General features: G+C 72.2%; 20 protein-coding genes. 15 read left to right on the top strand and 5 right to left on the bottom strand.

Going from position 1 to position 21,613, the window contains the following annotated elements; all coding sequences use genetic code 11:
• Positions 1-114 precede the first annotated feature (114 nt).
• The 4 genes from PVK37_RS18345 (at position 115) to PVK37_RS18330 (ending at position 4,734) form a co-directional block, all read left to right on the top strand.
• The gene (locus PVK37_RS18345) at positions 115-1,158 is read left to right on the top strand and encodes a pectate lyase family protein (RefSeq protein WP_275028684.1); all 1,044 of its coding nucleotides are present in this window, start codon (positions 115-117) and stop codon (positions 1,156-1,158) included.
• Positions 1,159-1,369: 211 nt separating this feature from the next.
• Positions 1,370-2,179: an SDR family oxidoreductase gene (locus PVK37_RS18340; protein WP_275028682.1), complete on the top strand. Its 810-nt coding sequence runs from the start codon at positions 1,370-1,372 to the stop codon at positions 2,177-2,179.
• Positions 2,161-3,072 carry an RNA polymerase sigma-70 factor gene (locus PVK37_RS18335; RefSeq protein ID WP_275028681.1) on the top strand — a complete coding sequence of 304 codons (912 nt, stop codon included), beginning with the start codon at positions 2,161-2,163 and terminating at the stop codon, positions 3,070-3,072. The genes PVK37_RS18340 and PVK37_RS18335 overlap by 19 nt, the downstream gene beginning before the upstream one ends.
• A gap of 120 nt (positions 3,073-3,192) precedes the next feature.
• The gene (locus tag PVK37_RS18330) at positions 3,193-4,734 is read left to right on the top strand and encodes a pentapeptide repeat-containing protein (protein WP_275028680.1); all 1,542 of its coding nucleotides are present in this window, start codon (positions 3,193-3,195) and stop codon (positions 4,732-4,734) included.
• On the opposite strand, the gene PVK37_RS18325 is transcribed toward PVK37_RS18330, so the two are convergent.
• A complete protein-coding gene (locus PVK37_RS18325; RefSeq protein ID WP_275028679.1) occupies positions 4,735-5,145 on the bottom strand; it encodes a cupin domain-containing protein in 411 nt (136 codons plus the stop codon). It lies immediately after the preceding gene.
• Between the two features lie 167 nt (positions 5,146-5,312).
• Between PVK37_RS18325 and PVK37_RS18320 the strand changes: the two genes are divergently transcribed.
• Entirely contained in the window at positions 5,313-6,977 is a 1,665-nt protein-coding gene (locus PVK37_RS18320; protein ID WP_275028678.1) for a PQQ-dependent sugar dehydrogenase, read from the top strand.
• Between the two features lie 97 nt (positions 6,978-7,074).
• On the opposite strand, the gene PVK37_RS18315 is transcribed toward PVK37_RS18320, so the two are convergent.
• Genes PVK37_RS18315 through PVK37_RS18305 form a run of 3 tightly spaced genes read right to left on the bottom strand, consistent with a single transcriptional unit; the run spans position 7,075 to position 9,496 of the window.
• A complete protein-coding gene (locus tag PVK37_RS18315) occupies positions 7,075-7,920 on the bottom strand; it encodes a glycosyltransferase family 2 protein (protein ID WP_275028677.1) in 846 nt (281 codons plus the stop codon).
• Complete coding sequence (locus tag PVK37_RS18310; RefSeq protein WP_275028676.1) at positions 7,917-8,729, bottom strand: sugar phosphate isomerase/epimerase family protein; 813 nt, start codon at positions 8,727-8,729, stop codon at positions 7,917-7,919. The genes PVK37_RS18315 and PVK37_RS18310 overlap by 4 nt, the downstream gene beginning before the upstream one ends.
• Positions 8,726-9,496 carry an NAD-dependent epimerase/dehydratase family protein gene (locus PVK37_RS18305; protein WP_275028675.1) on the bottom strand — a complete coding sequence of 257 codons (771 nt, stop codon included), beginning with the start codon at positions 9,494-9,496 and terminating at the stop codon, positions 8,726-8,728. The genes PVK37_RS18310 and PVK37_RS18305 overlap by 4 nt, the downstream gene beginning before the upstream one ends.
• A gap of 54 nt (positions 9,497-9,550) precedes the next feature.
• Here PVK37_RS18305 and PVK37_RS18300 point away from each other — a divergent pair, with 54 nt between their 5' ends.
• The 9 genes from PVK37_RS18300 to PVK37_RS18260 all read left to right on the top strand — a co-directional run bounded on the left by PVK37_RS18300 (position 9,551) and on the right by PVK37_RS18260 (position 19,280).
• The gene (locus tag PVK37_RS18300) at positions 9,551-10,696 is read left to right on the top strand and encodes an NAD(P)/FAD-dependent oxidoreductase (protein WP_275028673.1); all 1,146 of its coding nucleotides are present in this window, start codon (positions 9,551-9,553) and stop codon (positions 10,694-10,696) included.
• Positions 10,675-11,703: a glycosyltransferase gene (locus PVK37_RS18295; protein WP_275028672.1), complete on the top strand. Its 1,029-nt coding sequence runs from the start codon at positions 10,675-10,677 to the stop codon at positions 11,701-11,703. The genes PVK37_RS18300 and PVK37_RS18295 overlap by 22 nt, the downstream gene beginning before the upstream one ends.
• A complete protein-coding gene (locus tag PVK37_RS18290) occupies positions 11,700-13,313 on the top strand; it encodes a hypothetical protein (RefSeq protein WP_275028671.1) in 1,614 nt (537 codons plus the stop codon). Before PVK37_RS18295 ends, PVK37_RS18290 begins: the two co-directional genes overlap by 4 nt.
• Before the next feature lie 495 nt (positions 13,314-13,808).
• Complete coding sequence (locus tag PVK37_RS18285; protein ID WP_275028670.1) at positions 13,809-14,567, top strand: YqcI/YcgG family protein; 759 nt, start codon at positions 13,809-13,811, stop codon at positions 14,565-14,567.
• Complete coding sequence (locus PVK37_RS18280; RefSeq protein ID WP_275028669.1) at positions 14,564-15,376, top strand: arginase family protein; 813 nt, start codon at positions 14,564-14,566, stop codon at positions 15,374-15,376. The genes PVK37_RS18285 and PVK37_RS18280 overlap by 4 nt, the downstream gene beginning before the upstream one ends.
• 33 nt (positions 15,377-15,409) lie before the next feature.
• Positions 15,410-16,387 (top strand): cysteine synthase A, encoded by a 978-nt coding sequence (cysK, locus tag PVK37_RS18275; protein WP_275028668.1) that lies wholly within the window; start codon positions 15,410-15,412, stop codon positions 16,385-16,387.
• A 26-nt stretch (positions 16,388-16,413) separates the two neighbouring features.
• Positions 16,414-17,580: a homoserine O-acetyltransferase MetX gene (gene metX, locus PVK37_RS18270; protein ID WP_275028667.1), complete on the top strand. Its 1,167-nt coding sequence runs from the start codon at positions 16,414-16,416 to the stop codon at positions 17,578-17,580.
• Positions 17,581-17,616: 36 nt separating this feature from the next.
• Entirely contained in the window at positions 17,617-18,363 is a 747-nt protein-coding gene (locus PVK37_RS18265; protein ID WP_275028666.1) for an SDR family oxidoreductase, read from the top strand.
• Positions 18,357-19,280, top strand: a complete 924-nt coding sequence (locus tag PVK37_RS18260) for an ATP-grasp domain-containing protein (RefSeq protein ID WP_275028665.1) — start codon at positions 18,357-18,359, stop codon at positions 19,278-19,280. Before PVK37_RS18265 ends, PVK37_RS18260 begins: the two co-directional genes overlap by 7 nt.
• Here the strand turns inward: PVK37_RS18260 and PVK37_RS18255 are convergent.
• Positions 19,231-20,625: an aminotransferase-like domain-containing protein gene (locus PVK37_RS18255; RefSeq protein ID WP_341483388.1), complete on the bottom strand. Its 1,395-nt coding sequence runs from the start codon at positions 20,623-20,625 to the stop codon at positions 19,231-19,233. The genes PVK37_RS18260 and PVK37_RS18255 overlap by 50 nt on opposite strands.
• A gap of 61 nt (positions 20,626-20,686) precedes the next feature.
• Here PVK37_RS18255 and PVK37_RS18250 point away from each other — a divergent pair, with 61 nt between their 5' ends.
• Positions 20,687-21,577, top strand: a complete 891-nt coding sequence (locus tag PVK37_RS18250; RefSeq protein WP_275028663.1) for a DMT family transporter — start codon at positions 20,687-20,689, stop codon at positions 21,575-21,577.
• The last annotated feature ends 36 nt before the right edge of the window (positions 21,578-21,613 follow it).

Genomic DNA, 21,613 nt, shown 5'->3' with positions numbered 1-21,613 from the left:
CCCTGTACGGCGGAGACGGTCGGCACGGGTCGGGGCTGACACCTGCGTCCTGCCCACCACCAGCGGCGGCGCGCCCCCGCGACGGTTCCGCGCGCCCGGAAAGCAGAGCATCCGATGACCCTCACCCCTCTCCCCCGCCCGGCCACAACCGCCGGCCGGCGGCCGCACCGCCGTACCGCACTCGTCCTGGCCGGGGTCCTGGCCGTCCCGCTGGGCGGCGGCGCGGCGGCCGCGGACCCGGTGGCGACCACCGCGCCGGTCGTCTCCTGCACCGACGCGCCGACCGGCTTCGCCTCGGTCGACGCCCTCGGCCAGCCCGGCACCACCGGCGGCGCGGGCGGTCAGACCGTCACCGTCACCACCGCCACGGCGCTGGCCAGCGCCGCCGGCTCGAAGGACCCGATGATCATCCGGGTGGCCGGCCGGATCCAGGTCAGCGACATGATCACCGTGGTCGCCAACAAGAGCATCATCGGCGTCGGCAGCACCGCCGAGATCACCGGCGGCGGGCTCCAGCTCGGCTCCACCACCCGACCCGGCAACAACGTGATCATCCGGAACATCCGGTTCACCGACGCCGAGGACGACTCGATCAGCGTCACCAACAAGGCCCACCACGTCTGGATCGACCACAACGACCTGTCCGACGGCTACGACGGCCTGCTCGACATCAAACGGGAGTCGGACTTCGTCACCGTCTCCTGGAACCGGTTCCACCAGCACAGCAAGGCGTCGCTGGTCGGCCACTCGGACAACTACCCGGCCGACATCGGCAAGCTGCGGGTCACCTACCACCACAACTTCTTCGACGGTACGGACCAGCGCCACCCCCGGGTCCGGTTCGCCGACCCGGTGCACGTCTACAACAACTACTACCGGAACAACGCCCTCTACGGCATCGCCTCGACCGAGAACGCCGGGCTGATGGTCGAGGGCAACTACTTCGAGAACGTGGCCCATCCGATCCACGTCGGGTACGCCGACAGCGCCCCGGGCCGGGTGGTGGAACGCGACAACCTGTACGTCGGCTCGGGCGCCCCGGAAACCGCCGGCACGGTGGTCGAGCCGCGCACCTACTACCCGTACACGGTGGACCCGCCGGCCACCGTGCCGGCGACGGTGTCCGCCGGGGTCGGTGTCGGCCGGGTCTGCCAGTGACCCGGTGACCGGTCGTCCCGCTCCGGCCGTCCGCCCCAGCCCGGCGGTCGGAGCGGGACGGCGCACACCGCCGTACCGGATGCCGTCCGCGACGAGACGCACGTCACCCGCCCACCTGTCACGGATCACCGCCCCGACCGGTCGTACCTGCCGAGAGCACCATCCGGGCCGTCGTCCCACCGACGGCCAGATCACGGAGAGAGGTACCACCATGCGGATCGTCGTCATCGGCGGCAGTGGACTCATCGGCACCAGGCTCGTGGCCCTCCTCGCCGGGCGGGGACACGAGGTGGTGGCCGCCTCGCCCAGCACCGGGGTGGACACCCTGACCGGGGCGGGGCTGGACACCGCGCTGGCCGGCGCGGACGTCGTCGTCGACGTGTCCAACTCCCCCTCGTTCGAGGCCACCGCCGCGCGCGGGTTCTTCGAGACGTCCGGCCGCAACCTGACCACCGCCGAACTCGCCGCCGGGGTACGGCACCACGTGCTGCTCTCCGTCGTCGGCGTCGACCGGCTCGGCGACAACGGGTACTTCCGGGCGAAGGTCCGGCAGGAGGAACTCGTGGCCGCGTCCGGCATCCCGTACACGGTCGTCCGCGCGACGCAGTTCTTCGAGTTCCTGTCCACCATCGTCGACGCCGCGACGGACGGCGACACGGTACGTCTCCCGGCGGCGCTGATCCAGCCACTCGCGGCCGACGACGTGGCCGCGGAACTGGCGGCCGTCGCGGTGGGCACCCCGGCCGAGCACACCGTGGAGGTCGGTGGCCCGGAGCGGTTCCGCCTCGACGACCTGGGCCGTACGTTGCTCGCCAGGAACGGCGACCACCGGACGGTGACCACCGACCCCGGGGCGCGGTACTTCGGCGCGGTGCTGGCCGAACGGTCGCTGGTGCCGGCCGACGACGCCCGGACCGGGTCCACCACCCTCGACGGGTGGGCGGGCGCCCAGACCCCGGACGGTCGGGGCGGGGACGCCGGCACAGGGCCTAGGTTGGGAGCATGCAGCGTGACCCGGTGACCCCGGCAGCGGCGTCGTCCACCACCGGTCTGGCCGAGTTCGAGGCCCTGCGGCCACGACTGTTCGGTATCGCGTACCGCATGCTGGGCGGTGTCGGCGCGGCCGAGGACGTGGTGCAGGACGCCTGGCTCCGCTGGCAGGGCACCGACCGGGAGGCGGTACGCAACCCGGCGGCCTTCCTCACCACCGTCACCACCCGGCTGGCCGTCAACGCGGCGACCTCGGCGCGGGCGGCCCGGGAGACGTACGTCGGACCGTGGCTGCCCGAGCCGGTGGACACCGCCGCCGACCCGACCCTCGGCGCGGAACGGGCGGAGGCGGTGGACCTGGCGGTGCTGGTGCTGCTGGAGAAGCTCGGTCCGACGGAACGGGCCGCGTACGTGCTCCGCGAGGCGTTCGACTATCCCCACCGGCAGGTGGCGGAGGTGCTCGACACCAGCGAGGACAACGCCCGCCAACTGGTCAGCCGGGCCCGGCGGCACCTCGCCTCCGCCCGCTCCGCCCCGGTGTCGCCGGCCGACCGGCGACGGCTGGTGGAGGCGTTCCTGCGGGCGGCCCGCGACGGCGACCTGACCGCGCTGGAACAGCTGCTCGCCGAGGACGTGACGGCCCGCTCCGACGGCGGCGGCCGGGTCCACGCGGCACGCCGGGTCCTGCACGGCGTGGCCCGGGTGTCGACCTTCCTGGACAACGTCCGGCGCAAGTACTGGCACACCGCCACGTACCGGCTGGTCGAGGCGAACGGCGGCCCGGCGCTGCTGGTGACCGACCTGGACGGTACGCCACAGGCGCTGGTCACCCTGCACGCCTCGACCCGGGGCGTCGAACAGCTCTTCTTCGTGGTCAACCCCGACAAGCTGCGGCAGTTCGGCAGCACCGGACCGGCGGACTGACCAGCGGTTCCCGACCGTCCGCCGGGCCGCCCCGGTCCGGGCAGCCGCCTGCCGGCTATCCTGCGCGTCACCCGGTCCGGGCAGCCCGGCCGGAGGGCCGTCGGGAAGCGGAGGGGTCGGATGGCAGTGCCGGAGACGGTCGCCGGGACGTACCGGGACGTGGCCCGCCAGGTGGCGGAGGCGACCGGCGCGACGTGGGAGAGCGCGCTGCGGCAGGCGGTGGAGCTGGCCACGTCGCACCCCGTCCTGCGGCAGCCCACGACCGACACGATCTGCGCCCGGCTGCGCGCCCGGTCCGGTCCGGACGACCGTCCCGGTACGCGGGACGACGCACGGACGGCGGTACGCGCCCTCGCGGCGCTGCTGCGCCCGGCCGGCACCCCGGCGGCCGAGGTCACCGTCGACCTGTCCGGGGCGTACCTGGTGGACGTCGACCTCAGCGGCTGCCGGCTGGGCGAGGGACGCTTCGCCGACACCCGGTTCGCCGGGACGACCTCGTTCGCCGGCACCCGGTTCACCGGCGACGCGCTCTTCAGCCGCGCCCTCTTCGACGGCCCGGCCCGGTTCACCGGAGCCCGGTTCGGTGCGCACGCCGCGTTCGGGCGGGCCAGGTTCCGGGGCCCGACCGACTTCACCGGTGCCACCTTCCAGGGCATCGCCTGGTTCGGGCGCGGCGAGGACGAGCTGTGGGAGGACGATCCGGCCTGGGACACCATCGAGGAGGTCCGGCCGGTGGCGTGGGACGAACCGAACGAGGACGATCCGGGCTGGCCGGTGGCGGTGGTGATGGGCGACTACCAGGACTGGCACGAGGGCGGCGACGGAGCCCGGTTCGCCGGGCCGGTGTCGTTCCGCCGGGCGCGGTTCGCCGGGCCGGCCTGGTTCCACAAGGCCCGGTTCGGGGCGGACGCCTGCTTCCGGGACGCCCGGTTCGGCGGGCCGACCATGCTCGACCAGCCGACCGTGGACCTGGCCGGGGCCCGGTGGTCCGGTACCGCCGACGACGAACCGGTGTGCTGGCCGCTGGGCTGGACGCCGACCGCCGGACCGGACGACAGCGGCGCTCCGCTCACACCGGACGGTTCCGTCGCCCCGTACGCGGGCCAACTCGCCGACCCCGATCCCGACGTCCGCGCGGCCGGGCTACGGATCCTCGGCGAACTCGGCGACACCCGATCGGACCTGCGGCAACGCGTGGTGGACGCGGTGTGCGGGTACCTGCGCCGGCCGCTGCCGTTCCGGCTGGCCGGCCCCCGTACCGCCGGGCAGGAGCGGGAGGTGGGGCTGCGGCGCGACGCGCAGCGGCTGCTGACCGACCGGCTCCGGCCGGCCCCGGACGGTCCACCGCACTGGGCCGGCACGACCCTGCCGTTGTCCGGCGCGACCCTGCTCGACCTGGATCTCTCCGGCTGCCGCGTCGGGTACGCGGACTTCACCGGCACCCAGTTCCACGGCACCACCCGGTTCGACGACAGCACGTTCGAGGGGACCGTGTTCCGCCTCGGCGGCCCCGACGGTCGTGCCTCGTTCCACGGTGACGTCAGCGTCGCCGGGGCCCGGCTGGACCGGTGGCGGGACAACCGGGAGATCCTCGGCGACGTGGTCTGTCACGGCACCCTCCGGTGGGGACGCTCCGACGGGGCGGCGTCCGACGCGGGCTAGCTAGGCCCGCTCGCCGACCTGGTGCGGGTGGGTGTCCGCCGGGTCGTAGGGGACGTCGGCCAGCTCGACCGCCTGCGCCGGGTCGAGGGCGTGGAAGACGTGCGCGCAGTGCGGCTGGATCGTCACCAGGTGGCCCGGTTCCAGCACCGCCTCGCTGCGCCGCCCCGACGTCAGGTCGTGGAAGACCGCGCGCACCCGGCCGCTGACGACGTACAGGGTCTCGGTCTTGCGGGTGTGGTAGTGGTTGCCGCGCGGTCGGCCGGGTCGCAGCTCCAGGTAGGCGACGAACCGGTACGCGTCGGGGCCGCTGGCGATCTGGGCCAGTTCGCCCGCGTCCGACTGGATCCGCCCGCCGCCGGGCGGGATCGGCGGTTCGGTCACGGGTAGCCGGCGGAGCTGCACCTTGTCCACCCGCGCCATGGTAGGGCGTGCCACCGTCGGCTTCAGCCCGCCGGAACGGGGCAGCGGGTTCCAGGGTGCGGGACCGCGCACCTGGGAGCGCTTCCATCAGGCGGGATACGCATAGATGAACGCCGAAACCACCCGGACATTGACTTCGACCGAAGATTGGAGTCGACATGCCTACTGCCAGTAGGAGCACCCTGGCGACCGTCACCGGACTCGTCCTGACGGCCGGGCTGCTCCTGCCGCCCACCCCCGCCCTGTCCGCCCCCACCACCCTCGACGGCGGAGCCGCCCGCTCCGCCCCGGCCGGCCCCTCCACGCCGGCCGGTGCCGACGGGGTGGCCGGCCCCGACCACCGGGCCGCGCCGGCCGCCGGGGTCGGGCGGAGCGGGGTCGGCCCGGCCGCGGTGCCGCTGGACCGGCTGACCGTCAGCACCACCCAGGTCGCCTCCGGCCTGCGCCGGCCGACCGCCATCCACGCCCCGGACGACGGCAGCGACCGGCTGTTCGTCACCGAGAAGGCCGGCACCGTCCGGGTCTACCACGAGGACACCGGACTCGCGGCCACCCCACTGCTGGACCTCACCACCCGGGTGTCCACCTCCGGCAACGAACGCGGCCTGCTCGGCATCGTGACCTCACCGAACTTCGCCACCACCCGGTCCCTCTACGTCGCCTACACGGCGCTGCCCGACGGGGCGGTCACCCTGTCCCGGTTCGTCCTGGACAGCGCCGGACAGCACCCGGTGCCGGCAGCACGTGAGGAGGTGCTGCTCAGCCAGGCGCACGCGGAGTTCAGCAACCACAACGGCGGTCAGCTCGCCTTCGGCCCCGACGGCCACCTCTACTGGAGCATCGGTGACGGCGGCGGCGCGGACGACCAACTGAACACCGGGCAGAACCTGGGCACGCTGCTCGGCAAGATCGTCCGGCTGGACGTCTCCCGCAGCTGCGACGGCCGACCGTACTGCGTACCGGCGGACAACCCGTTCGTCGGCACCGCCGGGGCCCGGCCGGAGATCTGGGCGTACGGCCTGCGCAACCCGTGGCGGTTCTCGTTCGACCCGGCCGACGGGTCACTCTGGGTCGCCGACGTGGGCCAGGGCACCTACGAGGAGATCAACCACCTGCGCGCGGACCAGCGTGGCGCCAACCTCGGCTGGTCCTGCCGGGAGGGACCGCAGGTCTTCAACCCGGCCCGCTGCGTGGCCGGCGCACGGTACGTCGATCCGGTGTACCACTACCAGACCTCGGTGGACGGCTGTGCCGTCATCGGCGGCCACGTCTACCGGGGCAGCCAGTACGCCGACATCGCCGCCGGCACCTACCTGGCGACCGACTACTGCTCCGGTACCGCGTTCGCCATCCGCCCCAACGCCGACGGCAGCTACGCCACCCGGAGGCTCGGCGAGCTGACCATCCAGCCCACCACCCTGGGGCTGAACGCCGACGGTGAGATCTACCTGGCCAACGACCTGCCCGGCCAGTTGCACCGGGTGTCGTTCGCGGCCAGCCCGCCCCCGGCGACGTGCACCGTCACGTACCGGGTGGACAGTCAGTGGGGCACCGGCTTCACGGCCAGCGTCACGGTGACCAACACCGGCCCGGCCCCGGTCAACGGCTGGACGGTCGGTTGGACGTACGCCGGCAACCAGCGCGTCACGAACTGGTGGAGCGCGCAGATCAGCCAGCAGGGCACGGCGGTGACCGCCCGGAACCTCTCCTGGAACGGCACCATCGCGGCGGGTGGCACGGTCAGCTTCGGCTTCAACGGCAGCTACTCCGGGACGAACCCGGCCCCCGCCGCGTTCACCCTCAACGGCGCGTCCTGCGCCTGATCACCCGGAGCGGGTCACCGGAAGGCGGGCGGGTTCCATGAGCGGACCCGCCCGCCGCGGGCAGCGCCCCCGGTCGGCGCTGCCCGGGTACCGCACGTCACGCCGTACGCCGCCCGGGGACCTCCCCGGTGGAGGGGGTCCGGGCGGGGTCGTAGCGGCCGGTTGCGGCCCGGGCGGCGACGGCCAGCAGGTCCAGGTTCCCGGACCACCCTTTGATCTTGGTCGGCACCGTCCCCGTCGGGTACGCCCGGGTCACCGGCACCTCGCAGACCCGTAGCCCCAGCCGGGCCGCCCGCACCGGCAGGTACGCCAACAGTTCGTACGCGTCGAACACGTCGCGGAACACACCCACCCGGGGATCGGCCAGCAGCCGCGCCGAGTGCCCCCGGAACCCGTTGGTGGTGTCGGTGTACCAGGTCCGCCCGCCGGCCGACAGCATCGGCGCGTGCACCAGGCGGATACCCAGGTACCGCGACCACGGCGTGTTCACCGCCGCGCCACCGGCGACGAAGCGGGAGCCCTGCACGTAGTCGTACCCCTGGTCCAGCCTGGCCCGGAACCGCGCGATCGCCTCGACGCCGTCCTTGCCGTTGCCGTCCAGGGTGATCACCCCGTGGTAGCCGTCGGCCAGCGTGGCGGCGAAGGCCATCCGCAGTTGGGCGCTGAGCCGCCCCGGACCGCTCTTGACCAGCACCGACCGTACCCCGTGGGCGGCCAGGAAGCCCTCGGACAGGGAGCCGTCCGTGCTGCCCCCGTCCGCGATCAACACGTCCAGGCCGTGACCGCAGTCGTGCATCCGGCGCAGCTGCGCGCGGAGCCGCTCGCCCTCGTTGATCACGGGTACCACCACCGCGTAGCGGCTGCGCCGGGGAGCGAAGTCGTACCGCTCGTAGCGCGGAACCTGCCGGTCCTCCTCCTGGTGGACCTGTCGCGTGCCGGTCATGACCGGCCTCCGCAGAGAGCCACGGCGTAGCGCACGGCACGCTCCACGGCCGCCACCCGGTCGCCCTGCGCCGGGCGCATCTCCACACTGAGGTACCGGTCGTAGTCCACGGCGCGCAGGGCGGCCACGAAGTCGGCGTGCCCACGGTCGGGGGTGCCGACCGCAGCCAGGTCGGGTTCGCTCAGATGGGCGTGCCGCAGCAGCGGGGCGAAGCGGTGTACGCACGCTGACGCGTCGTCTCCGGCCAACGCCATGCAGGCGGTGTCCAGGTGCAGCCGCAGCCCCGGCGAGTCGACCGCGACCACCAGCGCCGCCGCCTCCGCCGCCCGCAGCAGGTAGTCGGCGCCGTACACCGCCGGGTTGGCCTCCAGGCACAGGCTCGCCCCGGCCGCGTTCGCCCGTTCCGCCAACCGGCCGAAGACGTCGACGGCGATGCGGTCCGCTGCCTCGACCGGCAGGCCGTGCCGCTGCCGGTTACGGGGGCTACCGAAGACCAGCGCGGTGGCACCCATCGCGGCGCACAGGTCGATCACCCGGCACAGGTAGGCGACGAACTCCTCCTGCTCCGGCCCGAACAGGGTGAGGTCGGGGCGGCCGTACAGCAGCGACTGGGCGGCGACCACCGGCAGGCCGGCGCGGGCCCACGACCGCCCGTACGTGTGGGCCTGGTCGAGGGAGACCGCGGCCAGGTCCGGCCAGATCCTCGTGGGGGCCACCTCGAGGCCCGCGACACCCGCGTGGCGCAGCAGGTCGGCGACCTTCTCGTCGTCGGCGGGCTGCCACGCGATGTTGCTGATCGCCACCTTCATGCCGCCACCCGGTCCCGGGCGAACGCCCGCAGCCGGGCGAGCACCTCGTCACGGCCGCTGACGTAGGCCCCCTCGGCGCCGAACACCGCAGCGTGCCGGGTGCGCGTGTCGTAGTCGACCCGGTCCACCGTCTCGCAGCTCAGCGTGCGTCCGAACACCTCCCGGGCGACGGTCTGCGCGGAGAGCGGCTCGGTGGCCAGGTTGAGCACGGTCAGCCCCGCCGCGCTGGCCCGGTCGAGGTCACCGGTCAGTCGCTGCAGGTCGTAGAACTGGAAGGTCGAGTTCCGGTGGCAGAACTCCTCGGTCCGCCCGGTGGCCAGGTCGTGGATGAGGTTCTTGCGCAGGTCCGGTCCGAACAGGGCCGGCAACCGGACCACCAGACAGCGGGGGTAGTGCTGTCGGACGAACCGTTCCAGCCGGAGCCGGTTGCGGCCGTACGCCTGTGGATGGTCGGCTGGTTCGACGGGCGTCGTCTCGTCCACGCCCTGCGGCTGCGGGTAGACGTCGACGGTGGAGATGAGGATGGCCTCGTCCGCCGTGGTGGTGCGCAGGTGGGCCACGAGTGCGTCGATGGCGCGACGATCGGTGTCCGGGTCGGTGTTCGCCCGCCACTTCACCCCCGGCGCGGCGCTGATGACGAGCCGGGCGAACCGTCGCCCTTCGATCGCGCCGACGGTGGCCCGGTTGACCTCGACGTCGTAGGCGCGTTGCCGGGCAAGGTTGCCGCCGACGAAACCGGTATGACCGACCAGAGCTGTGAGCATCACTCACCTCATGATATGCGACGATAAACGGGCAAAAACGATGTTAGCCTTTCAAATATGGGCACGGAGCGCGTTTCTGTCGATACCCTCGTCTTGGGCGCGGGGATCTTCGGCCTGTGGGCCGCCTGGCGGCAACTCGCCCAAGGCCGGTCCGTCGCAGTGGTCGACATCGAGCGGCGTCCGCTGGTAAGGGCCAGCCTGATCAACCAGGCCCGCGCCCACAACGGCTACCACTATCCGCGCAGCGTGTATACCGCCCTACGTTCAGCCAGCTATTACACCCGGTTTCTCCGGGACTTCCCCACCGCGGTCAACCGACGATTCCGGTCCGTGTACGCGATCGCGGCGGAAGGCTCCTTCGTGGATGCCCACCATTTCGAGAAGTTCTGCTCCACGGTCGGGGTACCCGCCACCCGGATCGACCCGGCGGAGTTCTTCCTGAACGGCAGTGTCGAGGCGGCGTACGAGACCGACGAGTTCAGTTTCGACGCACCGGCGCTGCGCACGGCACTACTGGCCCGGGTGGACGCGTACCCGGGTCGGCTGCGGTGGTTCCTCGGCGACACCGTGGTCGAGGCCGGACGCGACGGTGACGTCTGGCGGACGACGCTGCGATCCGGCACGCAGGTGGCGGCCGGGGCGGTCGTCAACGCGACCTACGCCGGCACCAACGCCCTGCTCGCCACGTTCGACCTGCCGCCGGTGCCGCTCAAGTACGAGTTGTGCGAGATGGTGCTGGTCGACGCCCCGGCCCACCGGGACGTGGCGGTCACCGTGCTGGACGGCTCGTTCTTCTCCCTCATGCCGTTCGGGCACACCCCGTGGCACAGCCTCAGCAGCGTGGCCTACACACCACGGCTGACCAGTACCGACACCCTGCCGACGTTCCCGTGCCAGGAGCGGATCCCGGACTGCGGGCCGGCCGTCCTGGCCAACTGCGGAACCTGTTCCGCCCGGCCGGCGAGCAGTTACCCCTACATGCGAACGCTCACCCAACGCTTCCTTCCGACGGCCGGACAACTGCGCCGGGTGGAGAGCCTGTTCGCGGTCAAAGCCGTGCTCCGCACCGCGGAGGTGGACGATTCCCGCCCCACCCTCATCCGGACAGACAGCGAGCGTCCCTCGTTCGTCACGTTGCTCAGCGGCAAAGTGAACACCATCTACGACCTCGATGAGGTGCTATGGCATTCAAGACCTTCGTGAGTCTCGTGCTCTACTGCCGCAACGACGCGGCACTGGAACGGTTCCTGGAACAGGTGGGGCCCTGGCTCACCGAACATTTCGAACTGCACGAACTGGTGGTGGTCGACGACAACTCGACGAACGACCCCACCCCGCTGGTGCGGGCCTGCGCGACCCGGCACCGGCTCAACGCGGTGGTGATCCGGCTGGCCCGGCGGCACGGCGTGGAGGCCGGCATCAAGGCCGGGCTGGACCGGGCGATGGGCGACTGGGTCTTCGAACTGGAGAGCCCGACCGTGGACTTCCCGCTGGACACCCTCGCCCTGATGTATCAGGTCGGCACCACCGGTGGCTGCGACATCGTCACCGCCAGCGGCGACGACGGTCCGTTGCGCAGCCGGATCTTCTACCGCCTGGTCAACCACTACAGCGACCTGGACACCCCGCTGCGGACCGAACGCCTGCGGTTGACCTCCCGACGCGCGTTGGCCGCGATGCTGGCCATGCGGGAGAAGGTCCGCTACCGCAAGGCCCTGTACGCGATCCTCGGGCACCGGCACCAGCATCTGCGGTACACCCGTACCACGGTGGACAGCACCGCCCATCGCCGTCGGCTGAACCGGGAGACCTCCAGCCTGGCCTTCGACGTCCTGCTGTCGTTCTCCAACTTCGGGCTGCGCGTGGCACACCGGTTGTCCCTGATGTTCGGATCCCTGTCGCTCGCCGGGATCGGCTACGCGACCGCGGTGTTCCTCTTCAAGTCCGACCTCATAGAGGGGTGGACCACGCTGGCGATCCTGGTGTCGGGCGGGTTCACCGGCGTGTTCCTCATCCTCGGGGTGCTCGGGGAGTACCTGGCGCGGATCCTGGTCGAGGTGCGCGCCCGGCCGATGTACTCGGTGCAGGACGCGATGGTGTACCACTCGGCTGAGCTGCCCGGACAGGACGCCGGACCGCCGGGGCCGTACCTGCACGAACAGCTGACGAACGCACCGGCCCACCCGGCGACGCTCGGGGCGGGCGCATGAGTACGCCCGGACGGCTCGCCAGTGCGCCGACCGCCGCCCCGGTCCAGACCACGCGGACCCTGTCGATGCCCGGTTGGCTGGTCGCCGCCGGTTGGGCGTCGCTCGCCGGGATGCTGGCCTTCCTGCTGCTCCACTACTGGAACGGCCCGCCGTACAACGTGGACTCGTGGCGCTACTACGAGCTGTCCCAGACCCTCGGCGGCGACTTCTTCCGCATCACGTCCCGGCACAGCTACCAGTCGACCGAGCCGTACTCGATGGGCTGCGGTCCGCTCTGGCCGATCCTGGTCGGCGTCACGGCGGCGCTGACCCGCACGGGTCCGCAGGCCGGTCTCCTCGCCGCGGTGGGATGTGTCCTGGCCACCGCGGCGGTGCTGTCGGTGCTGGGCCGTCGCCTGGGCGTACGCGGACTCGGGCCGTTCGTGACCGTGGGCCTGCTCGGCTTCGTGCCGTATCTCGACGAGATGCTCACCGCCCGCACCTTCCCGCTGGCCGGGCTCCTGCTCAGCCTGCTGGTCCTCGCGCTGGTCACCACGGAACGGCGTCCCGCACCGGCCTGGCCGGCGGCCGGTGCCGCCGCCGCCGGGCTGGTGCTCACCCGGCCGGACACCCTGCCGGCGGTGCTGCTCCTGGCGGTGCTGCTGGTCGTGGCCCGCCGCCGGGACTGGCGCTGGCTCGTGCCGGCCGGGCTGGTCTTCGCGGTCGTCATGGTGCCGTGGGCACGCTACGGGCTGGCGCACTTCGGTACACCGTTCCCCGCGGACAATCGCGTCATCGCGATGGCGGTACCGCAGTTGTACGTCACCGACGTGATCGACCTCGACCACACCCCCACCGTCACCGACGACCCGCTCGGCTGGCTGGCCCGGGTCGTCGGCAACGTGCCCGCGGCGGCCCTGCAGGCGGCCAAGGCCGCGGTGCTGGCGCCCACCGTCGTGGCCACCGTGGCGGCCGGTCTGCTGCTCCTGCGCCGCCGGGGACCGGTTCGCCGTGGGCCGCGCTGGCTGCTGGTGTGCCTGGCCGCGCTGGCCGCCCTGACCGCGCAGGTCGCCTTCTCCGAACTGACCACCGGGTACCTGAGTCGGCGCTACCTCAGCCTGGTCGTGCTGCTGATGCTGCTGCTGGCCGTCGTGCTGGTCCGCCGGACTCCGGTCCCGGCCCGGCTGGCCGGGCGGCGCACCGGGCTCGCCGTCGGTGTCCTGCTGCTGGTGCTACCGGCCGGTTGGGGGCTCGGATACCACCTCGTCCGGACACCGCCGGACCCGGACGCCCTCACCGGCGGCGTGGTGGAGCAGGAACTGCGCCGCTGCCGGAACGACACCACGCTGACCATCGTCACCAGCACGGAGGTGGGCCGGCACAGCGCCCTGACCGGCCGCCGGACCGCGTTCTTCCCGAACAACTTCGCCGACATCACGGTGGCCCAGCGGCGCGACTGGATCGCGACCTGGGGAATCGGCCAGCTCTACCTGCTGCCGCCGCCTCCGGGAGCCGGTCCGGGAAGCGTCCGGCGGAGCGACGAACCGCTGTCGTTGCTCGCCACCGCCGCCCGGGTGACACCGGACCCGTGCGCCACCGTCGGCCGGCTCTTCCGGGTGTCGCTCGGGTAACCGGACCCGGCCCACGGCGACGACCGCCTTTCGACCGGCCGCGCCCGGGGTCGGCGTAGATCTTCACCCGGGCCGCCGCCACGGCCACGTCGTGCCGGACGTCGCCGGCACCCGACGGTGACGCCGCATCGTCGACATCCTCGGTCGCCTGCCAGGTACCCCCGCCTGGCAGGCGATCCGGCCTGCCCGTCGCGACAGCCGGCAAGTGACCTGGATCACACCGACGCGGCATTTATGCAGGTCAAATCGATGCGTTTCTTTTCAGGCCCGTAAATTCGTCTCACATCGCGAGACAGCAGCCTGTCGACCGCATGGTTGCACTTAGTGTTGGCGTCGGTTCGGAGAGTTGCCATAAAGATCACGGCACTCCGCCTTGGAAACCACGAACGTCAATGTCAGGACAGCGCGAAGCCGTGCTTGTCCATTCTTCGAAGATCATCTTGATCCTGGCCCAGTATCGGACATTGCCACCGGACAGGCACGGGGAAGTGCAGCATGGCGCTGATCTCGCAACAGGAAATCAGTATTGCCGGCACAGGCTGGCAGCGCAGTGTTCTCGATGACGTCGGTTCCCGCCTCGCGGACCCCGGTTTTCCCTGCGTGTTCTCCAGGAACGCGTACCGGAAACAGCTCCTGAAGTTCGTCTTCGTGGCAGGCACCACGGCACCCGACATCGCCCACCTGGCCGGCGGGCTCACCGAGTACGTCAAGCTCTCCGAGACGTGGGACGGCCGACTGGATACCGCCTATCCCCTGCTCGTGGCGTTCGCGGCGGACGCCACCGGGGCACGGACCGTCGAGGAGTACCACGCCTTCGGCTGGTCGGTCCTGCAACGCCTGCACGCGGTCGACCCGGCGCCGTGGCCGGACCGGGTCGGCACCGATCCCGACACGGCGGCCTGGGCCATGTGTTTCGCCGGCATGCCGCTGTTCTGCAACATGAGCAGTCCCGCGCACCAGGTACGCCGCAGCCGCAACCTGGGGAGCCGTTTCATCCTGGTCATCAACCCGCGGGAGCGGTTCGACATCTTCGCCGGAGACACACCGAGCGGACGCAGAACCCGTTCGAACATCCGTAACCGGATAGACCGGTACGACGGAATACCCCGTTCCCCCCAGTTGGGCTCATACGGCACCCACGCCCTCGAATGGCGACAGTACGGCCTCCTGGAAGAGAACGCGGAACGGACCGACAGGTGCCCGTTCGTTACCGGAACTGCCCGCCCCACGCACGACAGGAAAGGGACGACATGATCGACCTCATCGTTTCCCAGGGCCGGGTGGCCGACCGCGCACCACGGATGATCGAGGGCGCGGCCCGCGTCGCGAAGGCACTGGAACACCGCCACGGCCTCAAGGGACGGTACGTCGGGGACCCCGCCCCGGCGGTCGACGACGACTGGACCGACAGCCTCCCCCGGGCCCGGGAGACGCTCGTCGGGCTGCGACAGGCGGTCACCGAGAGCGTGACCGCCGGCAACGTCCCCCTGCTGGTGGCCAACACCTGCTCCACCGGCCTGGCCACCCTGCCGGTCGCGGCACGCGAGTACCCGGACGCGAAGGTCCTCTACATCGACGCGCACGGTGACTTCAACACCCCGGCGACCACCGGCACCGGCTACCTCGGCGGCATGGTCCTCTCCGGCGTGTGCGGGCTCTGGGACAGCGGCCACGGAGCCGGGCTGACACCGGACCGCGCCATCCTGGTCGGCGCGCGCGACATCGACCAGGCCGAGCACGAACTCCTGCGCACCGCCGGCGTCCTGGTCATCCCGCCGGCGCAGGCGAGCGCGGAGACCGTCGCGGACGCCGTGGGCGGATCACCGGTGTGGATCCACATCGACTGGGACGTGCTGGAGCCGGGGTCCGTCCCGGCCGACTACACGGTGCCCGACGGCATGACGCCGGCGCAGATCCGGGCCATCTTCGAAGCCTTTCCGCCGGAGCGGATCCTCGGCGTCGAGGTGGCCGAGTTCAACGCCCCGCTGGACGACGCGGACAGCGAGCAGGCCGTCTCCGTCGTACTCGACATGATCGCGCCGCTGTTCGACCGGACGCACTGACCAAGCCGGAACCACGAAGGGGAGGGGTCCCGCATGCCGCTCTACGACAACATTCTCGACACCATCGGCGCCACACCGATCGTCAGGCTGCACCGGCTGCCGCCGAAGCACGTCGACCTCTACGTCAAGGTGGAGTCGTTCAATCCCGGCGGCTCGGTCAAGGACCGCCTGGCGCTCGCCGTCGTCCTCGACGCCGAGGCCCGGGGCCTGCTGAAGCCGGGTGACACGATCGCCGAGTGCACCTCCGGGAACGTCGGCATCGCGCTGGCGATGGTGGCGGCGGCCCGTGGCTACCACTTCGTGGCCGTGATGTCCGACTCCTACTCCATCGAGCGGCGCAAGCTCATCCGCGCGTACGGCGGAAAGGTGGTGCTCTTCCCGGCCGCCGAGGGCAGCAGTGGCGGGAACCGCATCGCCGACGAACTCGCGGAGAAGCACGGCTGGTTCCGGGCCCGGCAGTTCGAGAACCCGGCGAACCCCGCGTACCACCGCGAGACGACGGCGGCGGAGATCCTCAGTGACTTCGCCGGGAAACGGCTGGACTACTTCGTGACCGGTTTCGGCACCAGCGGCACCCTGACCGGCGTCGGCCAGATGCTGAAGCTCGCCCGGCCCGGCGTCCGGATCGTGGTCCCCGAGCCGGACAACGCCTCCGTGCTGGCCGGGCAGGAATGGAACGTGCACCAGATCCAGGGCTGGACGCCCAACTTCATCCCCGAGGTGCTCGACCGGTCCGTCATCGACGACCTGGTGACCGTCAACGAGTACGAGGGACGGGACACCGCGCGCCGGCTCGCCGCCGAGGAGGGCATCTTCGTGGGGATCTCCGCCGGTGCCACGCTGGCGACCGCGCTACGCGTCGCGGAGACGGCGCCGGAGGGTTCGGTGCTCCTCGCGATGCTGCCGGACACCGGCGAACGCTACCTCTCCACCTTCCTGCTCGAAGGGGTGAACGAGGGGTCGGACGACGAGTGGCTGGCCTCGCTGGACGCCCCGCCGTACCGGTCCTGAGCACACGACCCACGGGGAGTGGACGCATGACGGAGTACATCCCCCCGGCCACCCGGTTCGTCGACCTGCCCGACGGGTTCGCCATGAAGCGCGGCGGCTCGCTGTACGGCGCGCGCATCGGCTACGAGACCTTCGGTCAGCCGAACGCGGCACGCGACAACGCCGTCCTGCTCCTCACCGGCCTCTCGCCCGACGCGCACGCCGCCGCCCACCCGGACGACACCACCCCGGGCTGGTGGGAGGCCATGCTCGGGCCGGGCAAGCCCATCGACACCGACCGCTGGCACGTGATCTGCGTGAACCCGCTGGGCAGCTGCAAGGGCTCGACCGGGCCGGCGTCGGTGGATCCCGGCACCGGCGAGCCCTACCGGTTGACCTTCCCGGACCTGTCCATCGAGGACATCGCCGACGCCGCCGCCTGGACGGTACGCGCGCTCGGCTTCGACGAGCTGGCCTGCGTGATCGGTGCCTCGATGGGCGGGATGAGCGCGCTGGCGCTGCTGGCCCGGCATCCCGGGCTGGCCCGCCATCACATCAACATCTCGGGAGCGGTGCACTCGCTGCCGTTCTCGATCGCGGTGCGGTCCCTGCAACGGGAGGCGATCCGGTCCGACCCCCGCTGGAACCGGGGCCGGTACGACGAGGAGAGCTATCCCCGGCAGGGCATGGCGGTCGCCCGCAAGCTGGGCATGATGACCTACCGCTCGGCCCGGGAGTGGGACGTCCGCTTCGGCCGCGCCCGGCTCCGTCCGGAGCCGCACCGGCAGGGACCGGCGTTCGGCCCGGAGTTCGAGGTCGAGAGCTACCTGGAACGCCACGCCCAACGGTTCCTGCGCCGGTTCGACCCCAACAGTTACCTGTATCTCAGCCGCTGCATCGACTGGTTCGACCTGGCCGGTGCCTGCGGTAAACCGGACAGCGACGCCGGTGGCCCCGGGCCGGCCGGGGAGGCGGTGGCGGTCGACGCCGAGGCGGCGCTGGCCCGGCTGGACCTGGCGCGGGCGCTGGTGATCGGTGTGCAGACCGACATCCTGTTCCCCCTGCACCAGCAACGGCAGATCGCCGAAGGGCTGTACGCCGGCGGCACCGACGTGCAGTTCCTGCCGCTGGACTGCGACGAGGGGCATGACGCCTTCCTCGTGGACACCGACCGGTTCGGCCCGCCGGTGGCGAAGTTCCTCTGGGCCCTGTGAGCGGCAGGTCCCCCTTCCTCGAACGGAGAGCTCGACGTGTCCGGACAACCATCCACCATCGCCGTCGTCACCGGCGCCAACCGCGGCATCGGCTTCGAGATAGCCCGGCAGCTCGCGGAGCACGGGGTACACGTGCTGCTCTCCGGCCGTACGGCGGACCGGGTCTCCGCGGCGGCCGGTGAGCTGCGCGGCACCGGACTCGAGGTCGACCCGCTGCTGCTGGACGTGACGGACGAGGAGACCATCGCCTCGGCGGTGACCGAGGTCGACCGGCGGTACGGCCGGCTCGACATCCTCGTCAACAACGCGGGCATCCGGGTGGAGGAGTACGGCCGGAAGCCCTCGGAGCAGCCCCTCGACCTGTGGCGGCGGACCTTCGACACGAACCTGTTCGGTGTCGTGGCGGTGACCACGGCGTTCCTGCCGCTGCTGCGCAGGTCGGCGGCGGGCCGCGTGGTCAACGTCTCCAGCCTGCTCGCCTCGCTGACCGCGCACAGCGACCCCGGCTCGTACGTCTACAGCGACACCTTCAAGTCGCTGCCGGCGTACAGCGCGTCCAAGAGCGCGGTGAACTCGTGGACCGTGCACCTGGCCTACGAGCTGCGCGACACCCCGATCAAGGTGAACGCGGTGCATCCCGGCTACACGAAGACCGACCTGAACGACGGCGAGGGTGACCAGCACGTCTCGGAGGGCGCGGCCACCAGCGTCAGCATGGCGCTGCTGGACGCGGACGGGCCGACCGGCACCTGGGTGCACAAGGGGAGGAACCTGCCGTGGTGACCGTCGCGCTGGTGACCGACGAGGCGAGCCTGCCGGTCGACTACGACATGCCGCTGCTGCTCGACGCGTGCCGGGCGGTCGACCTGCTGGTGGAGGTGTGCTCCTGGGAGGACCCGGCCGTCGACTGGGCGCGTTTCGACGCCGTCCTGCTGCGCTCACCGTGGACCTACGTGGAACGGCTGCCGGAGTTCCTGGCGTGGTGCGAGCGGGTCGACCAGGTGACCGATCTGGTCAATCCGCTGCCGGTGGTGCGCTGGAGCCTCGACAAGCACTACCTCGTCGACCTCGCCGGCCGGGGCGTGCCGGTGGTGCCGACCCGGATCGTCGAGCCGGGCGCGGACCCGGCGGCGGCGCTGCGCGAGTTCTGGGCGCGGCACCCCGCCGCCGCGGAGGTGGTGGTGAAGCCCGCGGTGGGCGCCTACTCGAAGGACGTGCAACGGTTCGCGCGCACCGACGGGTCGACGCCGGTCCGGCACATGAACCGGCTGCTCGCCCAGGGCCTCAGCGTGCTCCTCCAGCCGTACCTGGAGTCGATCGACCGGGACGGCGAGACCGACCTGATCTTCTTCGACGGCAGGTACAGCCACGCCATCCGCAAGGACGCGCTGCTGCTGCCCGACGGTACGACGAGCGTGCCGACGTTCGAGTGCCGGACGCCGCGCTCGGCCGACGACGACGAACGGGACGTGGCGACGGCCGCTCTGCACGCGACGGCGGCGCAGCTGGGGCTGGCCCGGCCGTTGCTCTACGCCCGCGTCGACCTGGTCCGTGGCGACGACGGCCGGCCCCTGCTGTTGGAGCTGGAACTGAGCGAACCGTCGCTGAACCTGCCGTTCGCCGAGGGCAGCGCCGGTCGGTTCGCGGACGCTATCGCCGGTCGAGTGCGCTCGCGAGCCGCCGTACCGCCTCGTCCATGAGCTGTGCCGGGGCGGCGGCGTAGGTGAGGCGCAGGTGCGGTGCCGGGGCCTCGGCGGCGTACCACGGGCGGCCGGGGAAGACGATGACCCCCTCGGCGGCAGCGGCGGCGGCCAGCGCGACGTCGTCGGTGCCGTCGGGTAGCCGGACCCACAGGTGCAGGCCGCCGCGCGGCACCACCTGGGGGGTCAGCGACGGCAGGTGCCGGGCGAGCGCGGACAGCAGCGCCTCGCGCCGGGACCGCAGCTCGTTGCGCAGGTCGCGGCGGTGCCGGGCCCAACTGGGCGCGGTGACGAACTCCAGGGTGGCCTGCTGCAACGGCCCGGCGACGAAGAAGTCGTCGAGCAGCCGGGCCGCCCGTAGCCGGGCCCCGGCCGGCCCGCGGGCGCCGATCGCGGCGACCCGCAGGCCCGGTGCCGCCGACTTGGTCAGCGAACGCAGGTAGATGACGTGTCCGTCGGGGTCGTCGGCTGCCAGTGGGGGCGGTACGTCCCCGTCGATGGCCAGGTCGCGGGCGTAGTCGTCCTCGATCAGGAACGCCCCGGCGGCGCGTACCGTCTCGGCGACCTGGGCCCGGCGGTGGGTGGCGAGGGTGGCGCCGTGCGGGTTGGCGTACAGCGGCTGGCAGTAGAACAACCGGGCGCTGGTCTGGGCGAACGCGACGGCCAGCTGGTCGGGGCGTACGCCGTCGGCGTCGGCGGGCACGGGCACCAGCCGCAGTCCGGCCGCCTGGGCGGCGGCCAACGCGCCCAGGTAGGTCGGGGACTCGACGAGCAGGGTGTCGCCGGGGTTGCCCAGCGCGCGCAGCGTCGACGACAGCGCGGCCTGCCCGCCCTGGCAGATGACCATGTCGTCGGGGCGCAGTCCGGTGCCGGCCTCGCGGGCGAACCAGGCGCGCAGGTCCTCGCGGCCCTCGCTCGGCCCGCGCTGCCAGGAGGCGGGCTGGCGGGCCGCGCGGGCCAGCGCCGCACCGAGCGCGGCGGCCGGCTGAAGGTCGGGTTCCAGGTAGCCGCCGGATAGCGCGATGGCCCCGGTCGGCGGTAACGCGAGTAACGCCTGCAGTTCCTCCTCGCCGGGCCGGCGAGGGCCGAGCGCGACCGTCTGCCAACACAGGTCCGGCGCGCGTCGTTCCTGGCGTCGGGCGGCCACGAACGTCCCCCGGCCCGACCGTGTCTCGATGATGCCCTGGGCCACGAGTTGTCGGAGGGCCGCGGCGACGGTGACCGGGGAGGCGTGGTGCCGCGCGGTCAGTTCGCGGACCGAGGGCAGGCGGGTGCCGGGTGCCGCCGCAGCGGCCAGCCGCCGGAGGTCCTGGACAACGGAATCCACAGCGTTACCATTACCCATGACGGTACAGAGTAGCGCTACTGACGGCAGGACGATAACGGCGGGGCAGAACGCGGGGCTCGTGCTCGGCGCGCTGGGGGTACTCGGCTTCAGCATGTCGCTGCCCATGACCCGGGTCGCGGTGCAGGATCTCGACCCGTGGTTCGTCGCCTTCGGCCGGTCGGTGGGCGCGGCGCTGCTGGCGTACGCCTACCTGCGGTTCACCGGCGCGCCGCGGCCCACCTCCGGGCAGTGGCGGCGGCTCGCCATCGTCGCGCTCGGCGTCATCGTCGGCTTTCCGCTGTTCACGTCGCTCGCGCTCACCACGCAGACCTCCGCGCACGGCGCGGTCGTCATCACCGTGCTGCCCGCCATGACGGCCATCTTCGCGGTACTGCGGTCCCACGAGCGCCCGCCGCCGCTGTTCTGGATCGCCAGCGCCGCCGGGATGCTGGCGGTGCTCACGTTCCTGGCCGCCAGCGGGATGGTGCACGGCGCGCTGTCCCTGGCCGACCTGTTCCTGCTCGCGGCGGTCGTGCTCTGCGGCCTCGGGTACGCCGAGGGGGGCGTGCTCGCCCGCGAGCTGGGCGGCGCGCGGACGATCTGCTGGGCGTTGCTGCTCTCGCTACCCGCGACCGTCACCCTCACCGCCGTGGCCGCCGTCGCCCACCCCCCGCACGCCGACGCCGCCGCCTGGTCGGCGTTCGGCTACCTCACCCTGGTGTCGATGTTCCTCGGCTTCTTCGCCTGGTACGCGGGCCTGGCCCGCGGCGGCATCGCCAAGGTCGGCCAGGTCCAGCTCGCCCAGCCGGTGCTCACGTTGATCTGGTCGGCGCTGCTGCTCGGCGAGACCGTCACGCCGGCCTCGGTGGTGGCCGCGGTGGTGGTGCTGGCCTGCGTCGTCCTGATCCAGCGCACCCGCGCCAGCGCGCAGGTGCCCGCGCCGGAGGCGGCGCCCCTGTCCAACCGGTGACCGCGCCGGGATCGGCGGCCCGGTCGGGCCGCTGAC

Source organism: Micromonospora cathayae (assembly GCF_028993575.1).
Lineage (GTDB): Bacteria > Actinomycetota > Actinomycetes > Mycobacteriales > Micromonosporaceae > Micromonospora > Micromonospora cathayae.
This window is presented reverse-complemented; position numbering and strand designations above follow the sequence as displayed.